This is a genomic window from Ekhidna sp. (genome assembly GCF_964218185.1).
Classification (GTDB): domain Bacteria; phylum Bacteroidota; class Bacteroidia; order Cytophagales; family Cyclobacteriaceae; genus Ekhidna.
Genome location: NZ_CAXPLV010000007.1, coordinates 137,561 through 161,495 on the forward strand (window position 1 = coordinate 137,561; position 23,935 = coordinate 161,495).

The following is a 23,935-nucleotide window of genomic DNA, read 5'->3' on the forward strand; positions in this document are numbered from 1 at the left end:
GGCCAGTTTCGCTAGTTTAGTGCTCTTTACAGCTTGTGGGCATACGCCTGCTAGTTGGACGTTGTAAACAATTTCTGAAATGGAAAAAAGAACTAAAATTATTCTCGCCTTGGTAATAGTAGTTCTAGTAATAGTCAGCTTTTTGGCATACCAACAAAAGTTTTTTATTAAAATGGCAATGGTGCCGCTCAGAGCCTATGTCCCAACAGAAATTCCAAAAGATACCACTGACGTATTCGTGACAAAAGGCAACATGGATAATAATGAAGTCTTTATTTATGTGCAGGGAGGTCCCAACTACGTGCTCTTTACAGATTCTTTTAACCCCTTGTTGAAGATTGACAATAGCGAATCCCTTTTAAAAGTGTTTCCACAACAATCCCAGATAATCAATACTTCGGCATTTGCCGCCAAGCCTACGTTAAACAGAGAACAAGCCATCTATGAATTAAATCAAAGCGTGGAATTTCTTTCAAGAACGATTGCCTATTTCAAGAATAGGGGGAAAAGAGTATTTGTTATTTGCCACAGCTATGGTACCGAAATTGGGCTTGAGTACCTCTTAAATCAAGAAAATCGGGCAGATAGATTGGTTTTATGGGTTTGAATCTGGATATGGATTTAAGGAATATTGAGGCTATAAAGAATGGAAAAATAATTGTATGGGAAGATGGGATAAACCCTGTTGAACAAGACCCATTTCCTGCGTTTTTAATGAAAACTTCATTAAAAGAAAAATTCACCAATATGTCTATGTTGATGATGAATGGTGAAAAACGTTTTACTGAACTCCTAAAGGATGTTGACCTGCGCGATGTAGTATATGTTTATGGAGAAAATGATGCATCAGTTGGTCGCCCGAAACAATATGAGCTTGACTTTCTTAGAGCCAAAAATGTAGAAGTTATTAAAATAGATGGTGGACATATGAGTATGTGGACGCCAGAATTCATGAATAGGTTGTATGAAAATCTAACAAAAGAGTAATACCCCCCTCTAGTCTTAGCGTCTCGCTGAGACCTATTCCTAAAAATCAGAAAGAATTTGTTAGCCTACCCAAAGATCTCCTTAAGCTTAGCCTCCAGGCTAGCTCCACGTAAATTTTTTGCAATGATTTTTCCATCGGGATCAATCAGAAATGTGGCAGGTATGGCATTCACTTGATAATCTTGTGCAGCCTGACTTCTCCAAAATTTAAGATCGGAAACATGCAGCCACGGCAGTCCGTCCTGCTCAATTGCCCCTAGCCACTTTTCTCTTGTTTTATCCAGAGAAACTCCCAATATCTCAAACTTCTCGCCACCATACTCATTGTAAACTCTCACCACGTTTGGGTTTTCCCTTCGGCAAGGCCCACACCAGGCAGCCCAGAAGTCAACTAACACATACTTACCCCTTAGCGAACTAAGTGTGATCACCTCACCATCCGGATTCTCCAAGGCAATTTCAGGAGCCATCTTTCCTATCGCTAAACTTCTCCTAGCAGATACTTGTGAGATTAAGCTCTCTACATGAAAGTTTTCCGGCATCTCGGCTTGTAGCTCTGTAGTAATGCTATCGATGAAGGCAAAATTCTGAGTAGCATCAATCATTTGAATGCCATAAAAGGATGCGAGGGATGGGCTAGCCTCTCTGATCAGTTCCTTTAGTTCAGCTTCGGTTCTCTTAGCGAGATCCATCATTTGAAACTGTGAAGTTTGAAAAGCATTCGCATCTCCGTTTGTTCGAGCTTGCATCTGTTCTTGCTGAAAACCCTGGATCGCCTGCCTGTAAGCTTGCATCATCTCATCAATCTGATTTTTATATTCGGTATCATAAGAGCCTGATACTTCGAAAAAACCACCTGGATCATTACCGTGTGCATTTACCACCACATTAGTTTCTTCTCCGGTCAAAATCAAAGTGATGATCTGCCTTCCATTCAAATTGACTCTGAAGAAAGCAGGTTCCTGAATATTTAAATATTCTACAAAATTTCCATCCCCATCTACATTTAGGGTATCAAAGGGTTCTACCCCATTTTCACTTATCACCTCAACCGTAGCAAATCCCCCGGCCGGAAACTGCTCCAGATTTCCTGAAAGCTTCACTCCTTCTTTCGGCTGCTGACTGCATCCGATCAACCCAATAAATAAGATTAGTATTGTTGTGTATTTCATCATTCTCCTAATTCCATTTTTCCAACGCATCCCGCAAAAGTTCGTTCGTTTTTTTGGGATCTGCTGTTCCATTTGTTTTCTTCATCACCTCCCCCATAAACAACCCCATCAAATTTTTCTTACCACTTTTATAGGCCTTTACCTTGTCTGGAAACGACTCCAGAACTTTCAAAATTACATCGGAAACATCGTCTTGCGAAGTATCCAATCTCAAATCAACAATAGACTCAGCAACGGATTTTTCAGAGTTTGATATTAAATATGGCAGCACTTGTTTGCTTCCTAATGAAAAACTCAGCTGTCCTTCCTCTATTGCATCAACAAGCTGAGCAAGTTGATCTGATGTGATGGGGATTACGATCTCATCCTCTTTTTGCTCATTGATGATCGACTTGATCGGCCCCATGAGCCAGTTGGCAACTGCTTTATAATTTTTGGTTTTGCCACAAACCTCTTCAAAGAAGATCGCCATTTCTTTAGCATCAGTCAGCACACTTGCATCATAGGAAGAGAGTTGATAGTCGGTCATGAATCTTTCCCTCATCATTCGAGGGGTGGCAGGCATAGCGTGTTTAATCTCAGATAACCATTCATCCGATACTTCAAAAGGACTCAGATCGGGCTCGGGGAAATACCGATAATCGTTAAGTTCTTCCTTGGTCCGCATCGACAAGGTGGTCCCTTTGTCCGCATTGAAGAGCCTTGTTTCCGAAATAACCTCTTCTCCTTCCTTGAGCAATTCTATTTGACGTTGAATCTCAAAATCAATAGCACGACCCACATTCCGGATGGAGTTCATGTTTTTGATCTCTACCTTTTTACCTAACTCACTGTCACTGGTTTTTCTCACTGAGATATTTGCATCACACCGAAGTGAACCTTCTTCCATATTCCCATCACATATTTCCAAATACCTCACCATCCTTCTGATCTCCGTTAGAAAAGCCATCGCCTCCTCTGCAGAATGGATGGAGGGCTCAGTGACCAATTCAATCAATGGTACTCCAGCTCGGTTCAGATCAATAAGAGACTCGTCTGAGTTTTCATCATGAATCGACTTTCCTGCATCCTCCTCCAGGTGGATCCGATTGAGGATGATGGATTTTTCTTTATCACCTACCTGAACCGTAACTTCTCCTCCCAAACAAATGGGAGTCCGATCCTGAGTAGTCTGAAAACCCTTTGGCAGATCGGGGTAGAAATAATTTTTACGATCGAAGATGCAATACCGTGAAATCTCACATCCACAAGCCAGTCCCATCCGAATGGCATACTCAACAGCCTGCTTATTTAGCTTTGGTAATATCCCTGGATGCGCCAGGGTAATGACACTAATGTTGGTATTGGGTGGCTGTCCGTAGGATGTTGAGTCACCAGCAAACAACTTGCTCTTTGTAGCTAGCTGGATATGAACCTCTAGTCCAATGGATGGCTGATATGCAGAATCCAGAGACATCAGGCTCCTTCCACAACCTCTTTTCCAATCTTCAGCGCCTCATCCAGCCCGGAAAGATCCTTACCTCCGGCAGTAGCATAGAATGGCTGGCCACCACCTCCGCCTTTGATTGCAGAAGCCATTTTTCGAATGATTTCATTAGCGTTCATCCCGCCTTTCACAAGCTCGTCGGCTAGCATCACAGTGAGCATTGGCTTGCTTTCAATATCTGCCGCAATTAATAGCACCAGGTTATCAACTTCTCTTTTCAAGTCGAAGGCAACCTGCTTCATGTTGTCCGCCGATGGAAACTCCCCTTTGTAAGTAATCAGGTTTTTATCTCCTACTTTTTGAACACTAGCCTTCAATTGATTTTTTATTTGACCTGCCTGTTGCTGATTCAATTGCTCTAGTTTTTTCTGAGCAGCGAGGTTTTCTTTCACCAAGTTCTCGACCGACTTTTTGAGATCTTTTGGATGCTTTAGCATTTCTTCAAGCTCAGCGATCAAATCAAGTTTTTGTTGATAAAAGCGTTCAGCTTCAACAGAAGTTACCGCTTCAATCCTTCGCACACCAGCCGCACTTGATCCTTCGCTCACTATTTTCAGCATACCTATATTCCCGGTACGAGGCACGTGAGTTCCTCCGCATAGTTCCACGGAATACTGAGGGTCGAAGGTGATTACTCGCACAAAATCGCCATACTTTTCTCCAAAAAGAGCCATCGCGCCCATTTCCTGTGCTTCTGCAATAGGAACATTTTGCTTTTCATCAAGCGCGATATTCTCTCTGATCTTCTGGTTGACAATTTTCTCCACTTCGGCTATTTCCTCTTCAGTCATTTTAGCAAAATGAGAAAAGTCAAATCGAAGGATTTTCTCGTTTACCAAAGAACCTTTCTGCTGCACATGATCACCCAGCACCTGACGGAGTGCCGCATGAAGCAGGTGTGTGGCTGAGTGGTTGTTTTCCGTAAGTCTTCTTTTGCTTTCATTCACTACAGCCTTCACCTCTCCTTGCATGTTGGTCGGTAATTTCTTCACAAAGTGAACAATCAGATCATTTTCCTTCTTGGTATCTACGACCTCAATCTTCTCCTCCCCAATCTGCAAATACCCAGTATCACCTACCTGACCCCCACTCTCAGCATAAAATGGAGTGGCTTCAAGTACGATCTGATATTGCTTCTTGTCCTTCTGTTTTACTTCTCTATATCTTAAAATATTGGTAGTTGCCTGAGTTTGAGTGTATCCCAAAAACTTAGTTTCATCACCCTCGTGCACCACGTTCCAATCTCCAGTGGTTTGCTTGCCGGCACTTTTCGAGCGGTTCTTCTGAACTTCCATTTCTTTTTGGAAACCTGCCTCATCCACTTCCATCCCATTTTCTCGAGCGATCAATGCTGTCAAGTCTATCGGGAAACCGTAGGTATCATACAATTCAAAAGCGGTTGAGCCTTCTATCGTCTTGGAGTCACCCGAAGTAATGGTATCCAATTTCTTCAGTCCATTATCCAGCGTTCTTAAGAAAGACAACTCCTCCTCCTTGATCACTTTGGCTATAAAATCCTTTTGTCCTGTTAGTTCAGGAAAAACTCCATCGAACTGATCAACAAGAATATCTAGCATCTCATGCAGGAATGGCTCTTTAAAACCAAGGAATGTATACCCGTAGCGAACAGCTCTTCGTAAAATTCTTCTAATCACATAACCTGCCTTGTTATTGCTCGGCAGCTGACCATCAGCAATGGTGAAAGCTATTGCTCGAATGTGATCCGAGATCACCCGAATGGCGATATCCGTCTTTTCATCCTTTCCATACTCAACTCCTCCTTTCTTTGCCACCCACTGGATCAATGGCTGGAATACGTCTGTATCGTAGTTGGATTGCTTGCCCTGGATCGCCATAGCCAATCGCTCAAATCCCATTCCCGTATCCACATGCTTTTCGGGAAGGTTTTCCAGCGTTCCATTCGCTAATCGATTATATTGAATAAACACGAGGTTCCATACCTCCACGACTTGAGGATGGTCTTGATTTACCAGGTCTCGTCCGGGTATTTTATCTACCTCACTTTGAGGCCTTAGATCTATATGAAGTTCCGAACATGGCCCACATGGCCCTGTGTCTCCCATCTCCCAGAAATTGTCTTTTTTGCTTCCGTTCAGCACGCGATCTTCCGGAAGAAACTGCAACCAAAATTCCTTTGCTTCAACATCCTGATCAAGATTTTCACTTTCATCTCCTTCAAAAATGGTGGCATAGAACCGGTCTTTCGGTAACTTGAATTCTCCCGTAAGCAGCTCCCAAGCCCATTCAATAGCCTCTTTTTTGAAGTAATCACCAAATGACCAGTTCCCCAACATTTCGAACATGGTATGGTGATAAGTGTCAATACCTACCTCCTCCAGGTCATTGTGCTTCCCGGATACTCGCAAACATTTCTGCGTATCAGCCACTCGTTTACTTTCGGCAACCTTATTACCTAAAAAGAAGTCTTTAAACTGGTTCATCCCCGCATTGGTAAACATTAGGGTAGGGTCATTTTGCACTACAATTGGTGCCGAAGGAACGATTTTGTGGGATTTTTCTTCGAAAAAGTTGAGGAAAGTTTTCCTGATTGACTTGGAATCCATTTAGGAGTAAAAAATTAGAATGTTACTGTAAAATCTTGTAATTATGAAAAAATCTCAATTATCCGTAAATTGCAGCGGTAATTTGTGAACCACCTACTAAAATACATTTACAAAATTACGACAAATACCCTATCAACCCATGGCAAAAATTAAGTACTACTATGACACTGAATCCTGCCGGTATGAGCGCATAAAAGTCTCTTCTTGGGACATTGTGCTTAACCTAATGGGCTTTCTTGTAGTTTCTTCAATAATCGGATTGGGAATCTTTTTCGCAACTGATCACTACTTTGAATCACCAGCAAAGGCAGCTCTGAGAAAAGAAAATGAAGAACTAAAACTCTACTACGAACTTCTAGAGAATGATATTGCCGAGGCTAATAAGATGCTAGCGGTACTGGAGGAACGAGATGATGATATTTACCGTGTTGTATTCGGCGTAGAGCCAATTCCGGATGAGATCAGATCTGCTGGTATTGGTGGTTCCAATAGATACAGAGAGCTACTTGAGAAAGGATTGAAGCGTGAGGAGCTAATCCTAAATAACATGCAGCGCATAGATAAGCTGAAAAAGCAGATGTACATCCAGACCAAGTCTTATGATGATATCATGAGTATGGCTAAAAACAAGGAGGACATGCTAGCTAGTTTGCCTGCAATTCAGCCCGTTTCCAATAAAGAGCTTAAAAGGCTTGCTTCCGGATATGGTTATCGTATTGATCCAATACTAAAAACGAGAAGAATGCACGAAGGAGTTGACTTCTCCATTCCAAAAGGAACTCCGGTTTATTCAACAGGGGATGGAGTAGTAAAACTTACCAGAAAGAGCTTTAGTGGATACGGTAACCAAATTGAGATCAATCATGGTTATGGATATGTGACCAAATATGCACACCTAAGTGAGTTTTTGGTAAAGCCTGGTCAGAAAGTAAAGAGAGGTCAAATTATTGCTTACTCTGGAAACAGTGGTAAATCCACAGCTCCTCATCTACACTATGAGGTAATCGAAAAGGGCTCTAAGAAAAATCCTGTTTACTACTTTAATCAAGGATTATCAGATGATGAATTTGTTAGAATTCTAGAGCTTGCTTCTCGGGAAAATCAAGCAATGGGATCTTACTAAACTCCGTTTAAAAAAATCAGAAGCGGTTGGTCTTACGGACTTGCCGCTTTTTTTTGCACTTATGAAAACACAACTTTTCTTCATTGGCATCATCCTAGTTTTTGCTTCCTGCAAGACAGCCAAACTTCCTCAGACGAATGATCCACAGATAGAGAAGATTCCAGACACAATAGCGTTAATCACCGAACCAGATACTGTTTATCTCATTACTCAAAAAGGAGATACCCTATCAAGTCTGGATGAGGAAGTTGAGATTGAAATGGTAAGGCTATTACCGGATACTGTGACGATAGTGGCTGTTGGTGATATTATGGTTGGCACCAATTTTCCTGATAAATCCTACCTACCCAGAGGCACAGGGAGGTATCTCTGGGATCACGTTCGTCCTATTCTTCAAAATGCAGACATCACCTTTGGAAACCTGGAAGGTACTATACTTAATGATGGCGGTGAGCAGAAAGAGTGCAACAACCCAAAGCTTTGTTATCTCTTCAGGTCGCCCGAATATCTGGCCGAGAATTTCCGTGAAAATGGATTTGACTTGATGAGTGTGGCAAACAATCATGCGAATGATTTTGGAGAAACTGGAAGAAAAAATACCCAGCGAGTCTTAGATTCTTTAGGCATTGCCCACGCCGGATCCATCGATCAGCCTTTCACTATCACAAAGATTGGTCATCTGAAAGTTGGGTTCTGCGCATTTGCTCCTAATAGAGGGACAGTAAGTATTCATCAATATGAAAACATAAAGGCAACCATCAAGCATCTTGACACATTAGTTGATATAGTAGTTGCATCTTTCCACGCCGGAGCTGAAGGTTCTAAACATCAGCATGTGACTCGGAAGCGAGAATTCTATTATGGTGAAGACCGTGGGAATGTTTATGAGCTTGCACACTTGATGATCGACAATGGTGCTGACATAGTACTCGGACATGGACCTCATATCGTTCGTGCCATGGAAGTTTATAAAGAACGCATCATCGCTTATAGTCTTGGAAATTTTTTGACCTATGGAAGATTTAATTTGAGAGGTCTGGCTGGCGAAGCACCCATCCTCGAAATACAAACAGACGCTACCGGGAGGTTTGTTGCGGGTCAGATTCATGCCTTCCGTCAAAGTTATTCTGACGGACCCAGAAATGATTTGAATCTTTCTTCTATAAAAACAATTCAACGATTATCTTTGGAAGACTTCCCTGAAAATCCGGTGACCATAGATGATCAAGGAAGAATTATCTATCTTCAGAATTAAAAGCCTATTCACCAACCGTGCCCTACAAGGAAAAGGAAATTGAAAAGAAGTACTACACCATCGGCGAAGTAGCCGATGAGTTGGGTGTTGCTACTTCCCTTATCCGTTTTTGGGAGGGTGAGTTTGACAATATCAAGCCCAAGAAAAACCGAAAGGGCAACCGTCAGTTTACCAAAGATGATCTTCAAAGTGTTAAGCTGATATATCACCTCGTAAAGGAAAAAGGCTATACCCTTCAGGGAGCACGAGACTTCATATCCAATGGTGGTGAGACTGCCTCAGATAAAATGGAGATGATTGAATCGCTGAAGAGGATCAGAAAGTTTTTAACCGAGCTGAAGAGCGAATTACCTTAAAACATGTCTGAAGAGTTGGTTTTCCAGATTGCGCTGGAGCTAATTCCGGGAGTTGGAAACAAAGGCACCAAGCAGCTACTCAGTTATTGTGGTTCCGCCTCTGAAGTCTTCAGATCCCAAAAAAGCAAGCTATTAAAGATTCCTGGAGTTGGTGATAAGATGGCTGAAGCTATCAAACACGCCAGTCCATTTAAAGAAGCGGAAAGCATTTTAATGTCGGCCGAGAAAATTGGTTCTGAGGCTATACATTATACCAATCCAGCTTTTCCTAAACGCCTGAAACAAGCTCCGGACTCTCCAAATATTATTTATAAAAAAGGAGCTGGTGAATTAAATCCGAAACGAGCTATTGCTGTTGTGGGCACTCGAAAGGCTACAGAGTACGGAAAGCGAATTACTGACAAAATCATAGCTGACCTTTCATCACTTAATGTGACTGTAATCAGCGGATTGGCCTATGGTATTGACATCCAGGCTCACAAAGCCAGTTTAAAAAATAACCTTCCCACTATCGCGATACTAGCCGGCGGCCTGGATCGAATTTATCCGTCAGTTCATAAAAAGTACGCGGAAGAAATGCAGCAGACCGGAGCTATTATTTCTGAAAGCATCCCTGGAACAAAACCAGATCCTCATCTCTTCCCTGCCCGAAACAGAATCATAGCTGGGATGACGGATGCTACCATCATCGTGGAAGCAGCAGCAAAGGGAGGCGCACTCATCACTGCTAACATTGCAGATTCTTATGACCGATTGGTTTTCGCTGTTCCCGGAGACATTGGTCACACGCACTCTGAAGGAACGAATAAATTGATTGCTACCCAGCGGGCTTTAATTTATACAGGAGTTGAAGATTTAATATATCACCTGAACTGGGATGTGAATAACAAGAATGAACCCCCTAAGGTGATGCCGGAACTTACTGAGGCGGAGCAATCAATTTATGATTTGTTGGACGAAAATCAGAATCCGCTAGAGATTGATCTTATCGCAATGAAGACGCAAATTCCAATTAATCAGGTTGCCTCTCACTTATTAAGCCTTGAGTTTAAAAACCTGATCAAAAGCTTACCAGGGAAGAAGTTTGGGTTGGTTTAACCAAAAACAGAAAGTGCTATTTCTAAAGACTTTTTAAACTCCTCTTTATTAACTCCTGCATGGATTCTATTAGTATCCAACCATTCAAGCATCACTTCAGTAGCCATATTACCTGTCAGATCATCCTTAGCCATCGGACATCCACCAAATCCCTTAATTGCTCCGTCCATTCGTCTGCAACCAGCCTCATAGGCAGCCTTTACTTTTTCCTTAATTGTGTCAGGTGTAGAGTGTAGGTGTGCCCCAAATTCAATGTGAGGGAATTTTGGAATCAAAGTCTCGAACAATGTGGTGATATTGTCTGGCTGAGAAACACCAATGGTATCCGCCAGTGAGATGATTTGCACCTCTATTTTATCCAGCCGATCAACAAACTCACCAACATAATCCATTTCATAGGGATCGCCATAGGGATTGCCAAAACCCATGGATAAATATACCACTAAGATTTTTTCATGATCGTCTGCCAGCTCCTGCATTTCAGAAAGGTCATTAAATGCATCATCAATAGACCTGTTAGTGTTTCGCTGCTGGAAGGTTTCTGACAAAGACAAAGGATAGCCGAGGTACTGAATTTCATCAAACTGACATGCATCACTTGCACCACGGAGGTTCGCAACTATCGCCAGCAATTTAGACGGAGTGTCTGCCAAGCTAAGGCCTGCAAGAACCTCAGCAGTATCTCTCATTTGCGGAATCGCTTTCGGTGAAACAAAGCTTCCAAAATCAACAGTATCAAAACCAACCTTCAAGAGTTGATTGATATAGTTGATCTTGGTTTCGGTAGGAATAAAGTCATGCAACCCCTGCATGGCATCTCGCGGGCACTCGATTATCTTCATAGATGCCAAAGCTAGAAAAACTCCTTTGCTATGCGATGAATTGCATCTGATTTTCCCATACTATAGAAATGAATGACTGGAACTCCCCTATCTATTAGCTCCCTACACTGATCAATTCCCCACTCAATACCCAGCTCTTTCACCTGTTCATTGTCCTTGCATTTACCTATTTCCTGCTCCAATTCGTCCGGCAGATCAATCTTAAAAATATTTGGAAGTATTGTTAGATGTCGCTGAACGGCGACTGGCTTTATTCCTGGTATAATCGGCACATTAATACCAATAGCTCTGCAGTCATCAACAAATTTGAAGTAAGCCTTGTTATCGAAAAACATCTGTGTGACAATATATTCTGCCCCTAGATCCACTTTCTTCTTCAACCATTTCAAATCAAAGTTCATATTGGGCGCTTCGAAGTGCTTCTCCGGATAGCCAGCGACACCAATGCAGAAGTTAGAAGGAATCGCATTTTGTAATTCATCATCCAGGTATTCTCCTCTATTCATTGCGGAGATCTGCTCAACTAATTCTGAAGCGTAAGCATTTCCATCCGGCTCGGGTTTGAATTCACGTTCAGATTTGATGTTATCTCCCCTTAAGGCCAATACATTATCAATCCCTAAGAAGTTAAGATCAATCAATGCATTTTCCGTCTCCTCACGAGAGAATCCCCCACATATGATATGTGGCACTGCATCAATCTGATAGTGATTTTGAATAGCCGCACAAATGCCTACCGTACCGGGTCTCTTTTTGATGCTTCGCTTCTCCAGTAATCCATTTTCATGCTCTTTATATACATATTCCTCTCTGTGATACGTCACATCAATGAAAGGAGGATTAAACTCCATCAACGGATCAATCTGATCGAATAAGTTTCTAATGCTGTCTCCTTTCTTCGGCGGAATAATCTCCAGTGAGAACAGCGTTTTATCAGCGTTTTTTATATGGTCGGTTACTTTCATATTCTGTTAGTTAATAGTCCATAGTTTTTAGTCCGCAAAGTCTCCTTGACACAACGGACTGTGGACTTAGGCTATGGACTATAGGCTAGATTAGGAGCAAGCCATTTTTCAACTTCCTCTATTTTCATTTGTTTTCTGGCGGCATAATCCTCCACCTGATCCTTCCCGATTTTTCCTAATCCGAAATATTTGGATTCTGGATGAGAAAAGTAGAAACCACTAACCGCTGCAGTTGGATACATAGCATAGGATTCGGTTAAGGTGATACCCGTATTTTTCTCCACCTCTAACAATTCAAACAGCGTTTGCTTTTCGGTATGATCCGGACAGGCCGGATACCCTGGAGCCGGACGAATACCCTGATATTTTTCTTTTATCAAATCTTCATTCGCACACTTTTCGTCTGCGGCATATCCCCACAGTTTCTTTCTCACTTTTTCGTGCATCAGCTCGGCAAAAGCTTCAGCCAACCGATCCGCCAATGCCTTGATCATGATCTCTTTGTAGTCATCGTGCTCTGCTTTATATTTTGCAATCAGCGATTCAATTCCTATTCCGGCTGTCACCGCAAAACCACCCATGTAATCCTTTTCATCCGGATTCAGGAAATCCACCAAAGACAGATTAGGAATCCCTGGAGCTTTTTTTCCTTGCTGTCTTAAGAAGTGGAATGTGTGATCTTGACCAACTATCTGAACGTCATCTTCATTTCTATTCACTTCGAAAAGACCTGCAACTCCATTTGCTTGAAGCGAGCGATTTTTGACGATCTCATCTAGCATGACTTGGGCATCATTGAACAGCTTCTTTGCCTCAACCCCAACTGTAGGATTCTCGAAGATTTGCGGGTACTTCCCCTTCAGCATCCAGGTAGAAAAGAAGGGCGTCCAATCGATATAATTCCTGATTTCTGAGAGATCATAATCTTCAAAAACAGTAATACCTAAATGATTGGGAACTATCGTCTCATGTTTGGACCAATCAATTGAAGCAGAATTGGCTCTCGCTTTTTCATAGGTGATATAACTTTTCACCTCTGTCCGCGACGCATGATCAGCAGCGAGTTCTTGATACTCAGATTTGATCAACTTACTATAGTCTGCAGCTTTATCACTTAGCAGATTGGTAGAAACACCCACGCTTTTTGATGCATCCAATACGTGCACTACGGTCTGATCATATTTAGGAGCGATCTTCACAGCAGTATGAATCCTTGAGGTAGTTGCTCCACCAATCAATAAAGGTGTCTTCATCTTTCGTCTACTCATCTCTTCAGCTACATTCACCATCTCATCCAGCGAAGGTGTTATTAGCCCACTCAACCCAATGATATCTGCTCCAATTTCCTCTGCACGATCTAAAATCTTATCAGCAGGTACCATCACACCCATATCCTCAATATCGAAATTGTTGCACGCCATTACCACCCCAACAATATTTTTTCCAATGTCGTGAACATCCCCCTTAACAGTAGCCAGCAAAATCTTCCCTTTCGTGTTTCCTGATGCTTTCTCCTTTTCAAGATAGGGAGTCAGATAAGCCACGGACTTCTTCATCACACGTGCGCTTTTCACCACCTGGGGTAGGAACATTTTCCCACTACCAAATAAGTCACCTACGATATTCATCCCATCCATCAAAGGGCCTTCAATGACCTGAAGCGGACTGTTATATTTTGCTCTTGCTTCCTCGGTATCCTCCTCAATAAAATCAACAATTCCTTTGACCAAGGCATGTGACAAACGATCCTCCACACCCGCTTCTCTCCAGCTGAGGTCTTCTACTTTTTTCTTTCCAGCTCCTTTTACATTTTCAGCAAAGGCAAGCAGCCTTTCTGTGGCATCATCTCTGCGGTTGAGGAGTACATCTTCCACATGCTCCAATAAATCTTTTGGTATTTCATCATACACCTCAATCATACCTGCATTGACAATCCCCATATCCATACCCGCCTGTATTCCATGATATAGAAAAGCAGAATGCATGGCTTCACGCACTACATTATTTCCTCGAAAAGAGAAGGAAACGTTGCTCACTCCCCCGCTCACCTTAGCTCCCGGAAGGTTCTCCTTTATCCATGTGGTTGCTCTGAAAAAATCAAGCGCATTATTGTTATGCTCTTCGATTCCTGTAGCTACTGGAAAGATATTTGGATCGAAAATGATATCCTGGGGTGGAAACTTGACCTGATCAACTAAAATGCGATAGCATCTTTCACAGATTTCAATCCTCCGCTTATAACTATCCGCCTGGCCTTTTTCATCAAAAGCCATAACGATCACAGCCGCTCCGTAGCGTTTTACTTTTTTGGCTTGCTCTATAAACTCCTTCTCTCCTCCTTTGAGGCTGATGGAATTCACCACTCCTTTCCCCTGCACACACTGAAGACCTGCTTCAATGATCTCCCACTTCGATGAGTCGATCATGATTGGAATGCGAGCGATTTCCGGTTCGGAAGCTATCAGATTCAAAAATTTGACCATGGCCTTCTTCCCGTCCAGCATCCCCTCATCCATGTTCACGTCCAGAATTTGAGCACCTCCTCGTACTTGATCCAGAGCTACTTCAAGAGCCTCATCGTACTTGTCCTCTGCGATGAGTCGTGCGAACCGCTTCGAGCCTGTTACATTGGTCCGCTCACCTACGTTGACAAAGTTGGATTCCGGGGTGATGACAAGTGGTTCTAGGCCGGAAAGTATTAATGGCTTCATCGAACACCCTCCCTTTCTTTATCACGTGAAAACATCCCCCCTCCCCCCTTCAAAGGGGGAATTTCCCTTGGATCATAACTAGCGACTAATTCCGAGATTGCAGCTATATGCTCCGGAGTAGTACCACAGCACCCTCCAATAATATTCACTAGCCCCTCTTCTAAAAACTCTTTGATTTGAGTAGCCATCATTTCAGGTGTTTCATCGTATTGACCAAACTCATTGGGTAAGCCGGCATTCGGATGAGCACTAACAAAAAAGTCCGATTTAACAGCGAGGGTTTTTAGGTATGGCCGCAACTGTGCCGCTCCTAAAGCACAGTTCAATCCTACGCTTAGTAAATCCGTATGAGCAATTGAAATCAGAAATGCCTCTGTGGTTTGACCGGAAAGTGTTCTTCCCGATGCATCTGTGATAGTTCCGGAAACCATCACTGGTATCTCGATCTTTCGCTCATCTTTGATCTCTTCGATTGCGAAGAGTGCCGCTTTTGCATTCAGTGTGTCAAAAACAGTTTCTACCAACAGCATGTCTACCCCTCCGTCGATTAAGGCTTCTGCCTGCTGCTTGTAAGCGATCCGTAATTCTTCAAATGTTATTGCGCGAAATCCCGGGTCATTGACATCCGGTGAAAGGGATGCTGTGCGGTTAGTGGGACCCATTGCCCCTGCTACAAACCTGGGTTTATCGGGATTGCTTTTAGTGAATTCATCTGCGACCTCTCTGGCGATCTTAGCTGATTGGTAATTCAATTCATATACCAAATCCTCAAGTCCATAATCCGCCTGGGCAATGGTTGTACCCGAAAAAGTATTAGTCTCGGCAATATCTGCTCCGGCTTCAAAATACTTAGCATGAATATCCCTGATGATATCCGGACGAGTGATTGAAAGGAGATCGTTATTTCCCTTAAGGGATTTTGGGTGATCTTGTAGATCTTCATTTCTGAAGTCTTCTTCCTCCAGTTTATGACGCTGAATCATGGTGCCCATGGCTCCATCGAGCACCAGGATTTTTTTATGTAAAAGTTCTGTTAATTTCTTCATTCTCTGGCTTAAAGCTTACTTACCAGAGAAAGTTCCGATTGGATTTCGCTCATCTTTCCCGTCACTGCGGGCTGGGAAGTAGCACCGAAATCCACTAGCTAGCGGACAGGTTGCTAAGACGTCACAGGGCCCAATCCCTCGGTCTTTCTTGATAAGTATTGCAAATATATGGGTTTTTAATTCCCAGCAATAAATAGGATGTTACCTTTATCTTAAGATGAAATTAGCTGCGATAGATATAGGCTCAAATGCGGTTCGTTTACAGATAACGAGGGTACTGGAATATGAAAAAGTAATCACCTTTAAAAAGCTTGAATACGTGCGATTCCCTCTTCGGTTAGGTCACGATGTATTTTCTACCGGGAGGATTAGTGAATTCAACGAGGATCGTTTTTTTAAGCTGATGACTGCCTATAAAAATCTTATAGATCTATATGAAATAGATGCATTTTACGGATGTGCTACTTCTGCCATGCGGGAATCAGAAAATGGAAGGGAGATTGTGGATCGGGTCAGAGATAAGCTAGGAATAGATTTACAAATTATCTCCGGTGAGGATGAAGCCGAAATGATCAATAAGGTGATTCTTCAGGGGCTGGACAATGATCATTACATCCATATTGATGTGGGTGGTGGTAGTACTGAGTTAAATATTTATGAAAATCACGAAAAAGTATATTCCAAGTCTTTCAAGCTAGGTTCAGTTAGAATACTTGAAGGAAGGGACACTACCGAAAACTGGCAGGAGATGCGTGAGTGGGTCGCAAAATATGCGTTTAAAAAAGGTGAAAAAATTACCGCTATCGGGACAGGCGGAAACATCAATAAGCTATATGAGCTTTCTAATCCAGAAAAGAAAGCCCGTAAAATGTCACTCAACACTTTGATGAGAACGCAGGATATTTTGAAGAACTTGACGCTGGAGGATCGATTGAATAAGCTTCAATTGAACCCCGACCGAGCGGATGTAATTATTCCTGCATCTGATATTTATGTGGAGGTAATGAAAGCGGCAAAAGCCAAAAGCATTGTTGTTCCGGACGTGGGGTTGAAAGATGGTATTAACTACCACCTCTACCAAACCCGATTTCCGGAAAACGACAAAGTGTTTGTGAAGAATTAGTTCTATCCAACCTCATCGCTATCCGAATCCACCTCTGCATGCTTTTCGGAATTTTCACTGTGAATGAAATAACCAAAAAGTACGAGTGATGCCACGGTCGCAAGTAGTATCATTATTCTAGCCATCGCTTTATATTTTTCTATATGACGAACAGTCTAAAAAAAGTCACAAAAAAAGGAGGCATAGCCTCCTTCTCGCTTATTCAACTTCAACTCGGTGTTATTTGAGGAGTTTTTGAATGTTTTCTGCCTTTGCTTTAGCTGGAGCGTGACCAAGATCTATCGCTTGCTTGTAGTAAGCTAATGACTGTTCCAGTGTTTGCTTTTTTCTCTTAGGAGCAAATTCAATTCTGGTAGCCATTAGTTCTAACCCTTCTCCTTTTGCGTAAAGAGTTTCAGCCTCCGAAAGTGTCAGTTTTTGGTCGAGCTCAGCGGCTCTCTCCTCAGCTTCTATCAGGGCATTTTCATTGTAATTTAGTGCCACCTGAGTGTCCAAAAGCTGCTCTCTTGTCAACTTTACTTCGTCTTCCAGATTAGCGTTTTTTGCTTTATAGTCTTCCACACTAATCTGAAGAATGGCAATCTGATCACCCTGCTCTGCAATTTGCTTCTTAAGCCTTTTCACCTGAGATGCATAAGCACCTCTGGTTTTTTCCAGTTCAGCAATTGTCCATTCAGCTTTTTGAGTATACTCATTCAGGTTTTTCATCCGCTTAATGTAGTCTTCCTCGTTAAGGCCTGTTTCCAAATCAACAGCGATCAACTTTCGATTTTCATCAATCGAATCCATATACATACCAACCTGGCTCAACAAAGCCACGGCATACCTATGCTCTTCCACCACCTGAAGTAGTGAATCAACTTTGCTTACTTCTTGCAATTCGGCATTTTCTTGCACTTTGCTACATCCAGCTATCACCAGCATGGAAATAGCCATCAATTTTAATTTCATCTCTATTTAGGATTATTTTTCTGTGATTAGAAATAAGGAACCGACAACCCAAGGAATTTCTCTCGCAATTGTCGGCTAAATCACCTACCTAATCACTGATAATAAGACGAAGGAATATCGAAAGGTCACGTAAAAAATAAAAGAATATTTTCGTGGTTGGGGTTATGAACCACGCTCCTCTTCGATCAGTTCGGTCAGGGCTTTTAGCAAAACTTCTGATCGATCCTTGGCGGAATTTCTATCTGGTTCTTCTCGTATTTCATTCATCAATCCTTGCAAACGGGTGTACCAGTTGAGATCTGATTCGTTATGCTTTTGATCGCATTGATTGTTTTTGTGCATAGCGATCAACTCAATGCACTCCTCAATCAGGATAGTCTTGTCTATTTTCATTTTAGCTGAGGTTCATTTATTTCAAAATCACTCAAAACCGTCTCCAATGTTTCTGATAGTGCTTTGACAAAAGCATCGCCTTGCTCACTCCATGCCCATTTCTGATTTATTTCAATTTCGATACCCATATATTGGCTGGGTATGAATTTTGTCCTTAGATAGGTCGTAAAACCATCATCAGATCCTTTATATGGCTCATTTTTGACGATATCATACCCTTCCAGCATTTGACTCAGTTTCTCTATCCAGAGATTGCACAAAGCTCTTTCTGACGACCTGTTTTCATCGAATAGCAATCCGATATCCACTTTCCTTTCCTGTCCTTCCCACACAGGTGTGAATGTATGCATGGAAATATGCAAAACCGGCTTTGTTGACACCTTCTCTTCAATGTATTTCTCTACCATATTTCGATATGGATAATAGTATTGTTTGAGGATAGATTCCTTTACCGCAGGTTTTAATGATGAGGTAAACTCAGAAAATAAATTGGGGTTGAACAAACTGCGATTACACTCCACTAATAGCCTGCTAATTCTGGTTTCGAAAAGTTTCACCCTTAAATGATCCGAAAGTTGTTCAGCAAAAGAAAGTGCCCCTTCATCAATGCCACGATGAGAATGAAGCACATTTTTATCCTTGAAAAGATGCTGATATGGACGAGGGATTTCGTTCCCTGCATGCTCACAGGTTACAACAATATGGACTTGTCGCATGGTTCAAAGAGTTTATTCTCTTCCAGGTTCTGACTTAATTCCTGATAGATCAGTTTTAGATTTTCTTTGCCATACTGACCATTGGCTACCTCCAAAATTCCTTTCGCAAGTGATCCCCGCTCAAACAACTGATTCAACGGGTCAATCCAATGATTCATTTCTGTAGAGTAATGTTTTGCACATTGCGTAAGCAAATGCTTCCACACATCTACCACCGATGCGCTGGTCTCACTCATGCCCAGTGTTTTCAAATACTCGGTGTTTGTAATTGTGGTATCACTACTATTCCTGATGCACTTCTTCAAAATCTCATAAAGTGGGTCTACCTCCCAGATTTGCTGCTCATGAAAATCAGTCATTTTTCCTTGTGCAAACAACTTTATAGAATTGATAACCAAAGCAGCAATGGCCAAATCTGATTTCGGGCACTCCTGAATGTCCATGATCCTTATCTCGATGGAGCCACGATCAAAGCGGGCAATGATACCTCTCGAATTAACCCAGACAGGCTCTAATATATCTGCAGGGTCGAATGGCTTGATCTGCTTCAAAATTCGATCATAAATCACCTTATGATACTGATGCTTGGATGTCACACGCTCCGGTACCACCTTTCCCGTGATACTTTCAAATCGCTTTTGGTTGTTTTTGTAATACACCATCCGCTTGTCGTGGTACTCAGTGTAAGCACCATCCAAGATAGGTGAGCTGGCAGTCAAGCCGGGGATAATAGGTAAAATCAACCTGGCTGCCGTGTGCAGCTTGGCAAACTCCTCATCATCGTAGAACGGTAAGTTGAGGTGAATGCTTTGCAAATTAGACCATCCATGCCCCTGACAGTCAAATAGCTCATTGTACTTTTCGTAAATCTCGGAGTTGCCATGAGGCCACAAAAACGTTTCCTTCCGTGGGTTCATCCACGGGTGTGCTGCGGTGGGCATAAGCCTCGCATTGAATTTTTTCAAGCGATCATTAACCTCTAGAATATTTCTATGAAGATCAGCCTCTAATTGAACCAAATCAGGAGTGGGTGTGGTGCATTTTAGTTCAATCACATGCAACACCAGCTCATTGGACCAGCTAACCGATCCATTGGCAAATTCCTCACCATATTGACCGAGCACCTCTTTCAACAGCTCATCAGCAATGGGCTTCACATCAAGCGTATCTCTATCTACTATCATGTATTCCAGCTCGATACCATATCCCTGGAATAGGTGTAATCTTTTACTCATAATTAATGTGACAATACGATTTTCATCATGTGAGACATGATTCTTTCATATAAATCCATGTTATCTACATCATCTTCAATTCCCGATTCTATGCTCGGGTTGTCATTGATCTCTACGATATAATACTTACCATCCACTTCCTTCACATCCACTCCATACAGGCCATTGCCAATCAACTTGGTAGCTTTCAATGAAATAGCTATCAGATTTTTGGGAGCCATATGAACAGGAATGGTTTCACTATCACCCAAACGGTCTTTGTTCTTAGACTTCCAATCAATGATTTGCCAGTGATTTTTTGCCATGAAATACTTGCATACATAGATTACTTCTCCTCCCAAAATACCTACACGCCAGTCGAAAGAAGTAGGCATAAACTCCTGTGCAATCATCAATTCTGTTTGCTGAAAAAATTCCTTGAGAACCTCCTCTTGTTCCTCCTTGTTTTTCACTTTTTTCACTCCCTTTGAAAATGCTCCATCCGGCTGTTTCAGCACATATGGAAATTCCATATTGATATTGTCATATCGGTTTTTCTGAATGATCACAGACTTAGGAGTAGGGATATTATTGGCAGCCAAAAGCTCATTCAAGTACACTTTGTTGGTACACTTCAGAATCGAGTTAGAATCATCAATCACAGCCAAACCCTCGTACTCTGCCCTTCGTGCAAATCGGAAAGTATGATGATTTACATTGGTTGTTTCTCGAATAAAAAGCGCATCAAATTGAGTGAGTTTACCATAATCTGCTTTTGTGATAAACTCTGTACTGAATCCAACTTTGTCTGCAGCTTTCACAAATTTTTGGAGTGCTTTAGAATCAGAGGGAGGATTTGGGTCATCCTGATTTACAAGAATCGCCAAATCGTATTTTTTCCGTTTGTAGTTTTTACGAACGATTTTGCCAGACAAGAACATCTTTAGCGATTCGATCAATTCGTTCTTCTCCGCTTCTGAGAGGTCTTTAGGGTTGAGAGGCTTGAGAGACTGAAGCTGCCATTTTTCCTTTTTCAAAAAGGATGCTTTCAGAATTGGCATCTGGAAAAGATTGAAAAGCAACTGACTAATTCTGGAAAGTGCCTGATTGCTGTTGGTGCCTAGGTAGATATTGAATTCGATTTTATCATCCTTTGTGGCGACATCAAGTACATCCTGAATGAGCTTATCAAAATCCTGGGCATCCTCACGAGCGAGGTTTGGCAATTTGAAATCCATCAAGGTAGAAGTCACGGGTAAAGATTTATGCCCTCTGGCCTCTGCCAGTAAAGAGATATAGTACCCTTCCGATTGGTATTGATAGCTTTTGCATAGGTTTATCACCTTTACATTTTTCTGCTTCGCATACTCTTCATCATTTATATAACTTGATGGCGAGACAACCTGAACACCTTCTACTTCTAGTGTCCATTTTTCTGGGTTTTCAGTTACTATTAATCTTCGCATGTTTCTTAGGTTGGATGATCAAGAGGTTGGCATCATAAGTTACAATACCCAAAAGGATTGCATTTACCACTCTCTGAATCTTTACAGCATAATATTGATTTGTATCGCTAATAGGATTTGGGTCTAAAGGGTCCGCAATAAGTACTTTATCCGTAACCTGATCATAATCACTCAATACCACAAAGTGACCACTTGGCTCACCCTTGGTATCGTGATACACGTTCGTCTCTCCAATCTCTCGCGAGCTTTGATAAAGATACGTCGCGCTGAGTCCAGTTAAAACAGGAATTTTATTTAACAAGAACTTTTTTAAAAGGTCAGGGCTCAGCTCATCAAACATCAATTTTCCTCCTGCCTTCAGGAATGCGAGATATGCTTCTGAAGCCTGGGCCATTCGCTTGGTCTTTTTATAGCGCATTTGCTCTTTCAGCTTCTCGGCAATATCTACACCGCCTTGAAACCATGTAGGATCAAACACCTGGAGGTTATTTGTATAAATGGTTGTTTCATACCCTCGTTTCAGGGCATGATTTGCCAGCATTACCGCGAGCGTACCACCGCCACTCACCTGCTTCACCTCGTCAATGACTTTCTCCAATGCAAGCTTATCACCATAGAAATTGTAAACGGCATGTAGGCTGGTAGGCCCACAACTTACATCTGTTGGCTGGGGCAATATTTTCAAGTATTTCTTTTCTTCCTTTAAAAGCATTCCGCACTCATATTTTTATATCTTGGACGCAAGATTTTTAATAAGTCACATCTTTTGAACATGAAAAAAGCCTTCGAAAAACTGAGTGATGAAGAGCTGGTACTGCGTATGAAAAGCGGCGACAACCAGTACTTTTCAGTTTTTGTGGATCGGTATGAGTCGTACATCACGAAGAAATGCAAATCCTATGTGAAGGATGAAGATGCTGCTAATGACCTGTCTCAGGAAGTGATGATCAAAGTGTTTTTACAGGTATCCAAATTTCGTACGGAGGCGAAACTCACAACGTGGCTTTTTAGCATTATCCACAACACCTGCATCGATTATTTGCGGAGCAAAAAGAAAAGAACGCATGATGTGATTTCCGAAAAGTTGGCAGACGAAGTTTTTGAACTGGTGGATGCTGATGAAGAACTACCAGAAGAAAAAACTGTGGAGATCCTGGAAACGCTATTAGATCAGATGACGCCTGAAGGCAAGCTTATTTTGCTTTTAAAATACAAGGAAAAGCATTCGATTCAGGACATTCAAAATTCATTAGGACTCTCAGAAAGCGCTGTGAAGATGCGCTTGAAAAGAGCAAAAGAAATGCTCAATAAGCTCTACTCAGAAAGCCTGCGAAAGCCAAAGTGACTTTTAATCTTTTCATCGTCAGACTGATGAGAAAGATTTAAAAATGAATCAAAGCAAAACTCCCTTTTATGATGAAATCCAGCTACTGATTGGAGAAATGGATATAATTCTTGCAAATCTTCAATCAGAGAGTGTAAGAAATAACCCCAATCTTAGGGATCAGTCCATGGTTAGAATCAAAGAAATTCAGAGAAAGATTCATGATCTAAAGATTAAGCGTATTGCCTCAGACCTGACCATACCATCTATTTGATCAGATGAATTTGGCCAGAAGTGTATCGACCACTTCGATAACGATCAGGATGATGATGATCCACTCGAGCCTGCTACTTTCCCGATGATTATTGTAGGAGATATAGACGTCCAGGTTATCTCCTACAATTTTGAGTGTGTTTTCGAGCGCACGATATCGCTGTGCCAGCTCAAAGTGGTTGACCAACTTTTTGTGAAGTTGATCCAAAAACTCATCTTCCCACGCTATTTCAGGGCTATCGAGAATGTATAGGTTTTCAGCGATGGTATTCTTGGTGGCGAGCGTAGTTCCGATAAATCTTAGTGCTTTTCTTTTACTCAAAATAATTCGTCCCTTCACTCGCATGAGGTCTGTATAGCTCGTAATATTTCTAAGAATTTGCTCACCTAAAATTGCGTAGTGATCGAGCGTGACTGTTTGAGCAAGGTGAAGCATGATCATTCGATTCACCGGGTGATCAAACCGACCGATATGTAATGTGTTGAAGCCAATGGTGATTTGTTTATCTCCATTGAAGGCAACCTCAAGATCATCTTCTACCGGCTGCAATTTCCAATTCGAACTATAAGACAAAATGGTATCCATATAACCGAGCATCTCTCCTTTGGTCATACTAGAAAAAACCACCACTCCGTAGCTAAGAAGATACATGTATTGATCTTCAGCCACATGATAGTACAATTCTGATGAGGTAGATGAGATGAGCTTATCAGGGTAGTCCTTTTTATATGACGCCAGATCTATCTTGTCTGCTACCAAATAAGCCGTGTATATAAGTTTTTTTTCTGCCATACATGTTGTGTTATCCATGAGACGCAGAAAAGACGAAAAGTCACTAAAAAGTCCCC

Annotated in this window: 24 protein-coding genes and 1 riboswitch; of the genes, 9 read left to right on the top strand and 15 right to left on the bottom strand. The window is 41.9% G+C overall.

Annotated features, from left to right (window positions below; all coding sequences use genetic code 11):
- Window positions 1-79 precede the first annotated feature (79 nt).
- Together ACEQZT_RS12140 and ACEQZT_RS12145 are read left to right on the top strand one after the other, a co-directional pair.
- Entirely contained in the window at window positions 80-607 is a 528-nt protein-coding gene (locus ACEQZT_RS12140; protein ID WP_370089708.1) for a hypothetical protein, read from the top strand.
- On the top strand, window positions 598-987 hold the full coding sequence (locus ACEQZT_RS12145; RefSeq protein ID WP_370089709.1) for a hypothetical protein: 390 nt from the start codon (window positions 598-600) through the stop codon (window positions 985-987). Before ACEQZT_RS12140 ends, ACEQZT_RS12145 begins: the two co-directional genes overlap by 10 nt.
- A 65-nt stretch (window positions 988-1,052) precedes the next feature.
- On the opposite strand, the gene ACEQZT_RS12150 is transcribed toward ACEQZT_RS12145, so the two are convergent.
- From ACEQZT_RS12150 to alaS, 3 genes are read right to left on the bottom strand one after another with little or no spacing between them, the layout of a single operon-like run.
- Window positions 1,053-2,231: a TlpA family protein disulfide reductase gene (locus ACEQZT_RS12150; protein ID WP_372530159.1), complete on the bottom strand. Its 1,179-nt coding sequence runs from the start codon at window positions 2,229-2,231 to the stop codon at window positions 1,053-1,055.
- Window positions 2,167-3,615 carry an Asp-tRNA(Asn)/Glu-tRNA(Gln) amidotransferase subunit GatB gene (gene gatB / locus ACEQZT_RS12155; protein ID WP_370089711.1) on the bottom strand — a complete coding sequence of 483 codons (1,449 nt, stop codon included), beginning with the start codon at window positions 3,613-3,615 and terminating at the stop codon, window positions 2,167-2,169. The genes ACEQZT_RS12150 and gatB overlap by 65 nt, the downstream gene beginning before the upstream one ends.
- A complete protein-coding gene (gene alaS, locus ACEQZT_RS12160; protein WP_370089712.1) occupies window positions 3,615-6,230 on the bottom strand; it encodes an alanine--tRNA ligase in 2,616 nt (871 codons plus the stop codon). Before alaS ends, gatB begins: the two co-directional genes overlap by 1 nt.
- A gap of 139 nt (window positions 6,231-6,369) precedes the next feature.
- On the opposite strand from alaS, the gene ACEQZT_RS12165 reads away from it, so the two are divergent.
- From ACEQZT_RS12165 to dprA, 4 genes are all read left to right on the top strand, one after another.
- Entirely contained in the window at window positions 6,370-7,353 is a 984-nt protein-coding gene (locus ACEQZT_RS12165) for a peptidoglycan DD-metalloendopeptidase family protein (RefSeq protein ID WP_370089713.1), read from the top strand.
- A gap of 61 nt (window positions 7,354-7,414) precedes the next feature.
- Complete coding sequence (locus ACEQZT_RS12170; protein ID WP_370089714.1) at window positions 7,415-8,608, top strand: CapA family protein; 1,194 nt, start codon at window positions 7,415-7,417, stop codon at window positions 8,606-8,608.
- Between the two features lie 17 nt (window positions 8,609-8,625).
- Window positions 8,626-8,964 carry a MerR family transcriptional regulator gene (locus ACEQZT_RS12175; RefSeq protein ID WP_370089715.1) on the top strand — a complete coding sequence of 113 codons (339 nt, stop codon included), beginning with the start codon at window positions 8,626-8,628 and terminating at the stop codon, window positions 8,962-8,964.
- 3 nt (window positions 8,965-8,967) lie between these two features.
- The gene (dprA, locus tag ACEQZT_RS12180; RefSeq protein ID WP_370089716.1) at window positions 8,968-10,062 is read left to right on the top strand and encodes a DNA-processing protein DprA; all 1,095 of its coding nucleotides are present in this window, start codon (window positions 8,968-8,970) and stop codon (window positions 10,060-10,062) included.
- Here the strand turns inward: dprA and ACEQZT_RS12185 are convergent.
- The 4 genes from ACEQZT_RS12185 to ACEQZT_RS12200 form a co-directional block, all read right to left on the bottom strand.
- Window positions 10,059-10,904: a hydroxymethylglutaryl-CoA lyase gene (locus tag ACEQZT_RS12185; RefSeq protein WP_370089717.1), complete on the bottom strand. Its 846-nt coding sequence runs from the start codon at window positions 10,902-10,904 to the stop codon at window positions 10,059-10,061. The genes dprA and ACEQZT_RS12185 overlap by 4 nt on opposite strands.
- An 11-nt stretch (window positions 10,905-10,915) precedes the next feature.
- Window positions 10,916-11,869 (bottom strand): methylenetetrahydrofolate reductase [NAD(P)H], encoded by a 954-nt coding sequence (gene metF, locus ACEQZT_RS12190; protein ID WP_370089718.1) that lies wholly within the window; start codon window positions 11,867-11,869, stop codon window positions 10,916-10,918.
- A 71-nt stretch (window positions 11,870-11,940) separates the two neighbouring features.
- Window positions 11,941-14,580 carry a methionine synthase gene (metH, locus tag ACEQZT_RS12195; RefSeq protein ID WP_370089719.1) on the bottom strand — a complete coding sequence of 880 codons (2,640 nt, stop codon included), beginning with the start codon at window positions 14,578-14,580 and terminating at the stop codon, window positions 11,941-11,943.
- Window positions 14,577-15,626, bottom strand: a complete 1,050-nt coding sequence (locus ACEQZT_RS12200; protein ID WP_370089720.1) for a homocysteine S-methyltransferase family protein — start codon at window positions 15,624-15,626, stop codon at window positions 14,577-14,579. The genes metH and ACEQZT_RS12200 overlap by 4 nt, the downstream gene beginning before the upstream one ends.
- A 46-nt stretch (window positions 15,627-15,672) precedes the next feature.
- A riboswitch (SAM riboswitch) is annotated at window positions 15,673-15,784 on the bottom strand.
- A 59-nt stretch (window positions 15,785-15,843) separates the two neighbouring features.
- Here ACEQZT_RS12200 and ACEQZT_RS12205 point away from each other — a divergent pair.
- Window positions 15,844-16,749: a Ppx/GppA phosphatase family protein gene (locus ACEQZT_RS12205; RefSeq protein ID WP_370089721.1), complete on the top strand. Its 906-nt coding sequence runs from the start codon at window positions 15,844-15,846 to the stop codon at window positions 16,747-16,749.
- A gap of 2 nt (window positions 16,750-16,751) precedes the next feature.
- Here ACEQZT_RS12205 and ACEQZT_RS12210 read toward each other — a convergent pair whose 3' ends face one another.
- The 7 genes from ACEQZT_RS12210 to ACEQZT_RS12240 form a co-directional block, all read right to left on the bottom strand.
- A complete protein-coding gene (locus ACEQZT_RS12210; protein ID WP_370089722.1) occupies window positions 16,752-16,874 on the bottom strand; it encodes a hypothetical protein in 123 nt (40 codons plus the stop codon).
- 94 nt (window positions 16,875-16,968) lie between these two features.
- Entirely contained in the window at window positions 16,969-17,700 is a 732-nt protein-coding gene (locus ACEQZT_RS12215; RefSeq protein WP_370089723.1) for a hypothetical protein, read from the bottom strand.
- A gap of 162 nt (window positions 17,701-17,862) precedes the next feature.
- A complete protein-coding gene (locus tag ACEQZT_RS12220; RefSeq protein WP_370089724.1) occupies window positions 17,863-18,093 on the bottom strand; it encodes a hypothetical protein in 231 nt (76 codons plus the stop codon).
- Window positions 18,090-18,809 (bottom strand): N-formylglutamate amidohydrolase, encoded by a 720-nt coding sequence (locus tag ACEQZT_RS12225; protein ID WP_370089725.1) that lies wholly within the window; start codon window positions 18,807-18,809, stop codon window positions 18,090-18,092. Before ACEQZT_RS12225 ends, ACEQZT_RS12220 begins: the two co-directional genes overlap by 4 nt.
- On the bottom strand, window positions 18,785-20,044 hold the full coding sequence (locus ACEQZT_RS12230) for a glutamate-cysteine ligase family protein (protein ID WP_370089726.1): 1,260 nt from the start codon (window positions 20,042-20,044) through the stop codon (window positions 18,785-18,787). The genes ACEQZT_RS12225 and ACEQZT_RS12230 overlap by 25 nt, the downstream gene beginning before the upstream one ends.
- Before the next feature lie 2 nt (window positions 20,045-20,046).
- Window positions 20,047-21,489: a RimK family protein gene (locus ACEQZT_RS12235; protein ID WP_370089727.1), complete on the bottom strand. Its 1,443-nt coding sequence runs from the start codon at window positions 21,487-21,489 to the stop codon at window positions 20,047-20,049.
- Window positions 21,467-22,201: a peptidase-C39 like family protein gene (locus tag ACEQZT_RS12240; RefSeq protein WP_370089728.1), complete on the bottom strand. Its 735-nt coding sequence runs from the start codon at window positions 22,199-22,201 to the stop codon at window positions 21,467-21,469. The genes ACEQZT_RS12235 and ACEQZT_RS12240 overlap by 23 nt, the downstream gene beginning before the upstream one ends.
- A 60-nt stretch (window positions 22,202-22,261) precedes the next feature.
- On the opposite strand from ACEQZT_RS12240, the gene ACEQZT_RS12245 reads away from it, so the two are divergent.
- Window positions 22,262-22,834 (top strand): RNA polymerase sigma factor, encoded by a 573-nt coding sequence (locus tag ACEQZT_RS12245; RefSeq protein ID WP_370089729.1) that lies wholly within the window; start codon window positions 22,262-22,264, stop codon window positions 22,832-22,834.
- A 43-nt stretch (window positions 22,835-22,877) separates the two neighbouring features.
- Window positions 22,878-23,087 (top strand): hypothetical protein, encoded by a 210-nt coding sequence (locus tag ACEQZT_RS12250; RefSeq protein ID WP_370089730.1) that lies wholly within the window; start codon window positions 22,878-22,880, stop codon window positions 23,085-23,087.
- Here the strand turns inward: ACEQZT_RS12250 and ACEQZT_RS12255 are convergent, their stop codons facing one another.
- Window positions 23,088-23,879 carry an RMD1 family protein gene (locus ACEQZT_RS12255; protein WP_370089731.1) on the bottom strand — a complete coding sequence of 264 codons (792 nt, stop codon included), beginning with the start codon at window positions 23,877-23,879 and terminating at the stop codon, window positions 23,088-23,090.
- Window positions 23,880-23,935: the final 56 nt, after the last annotated feature.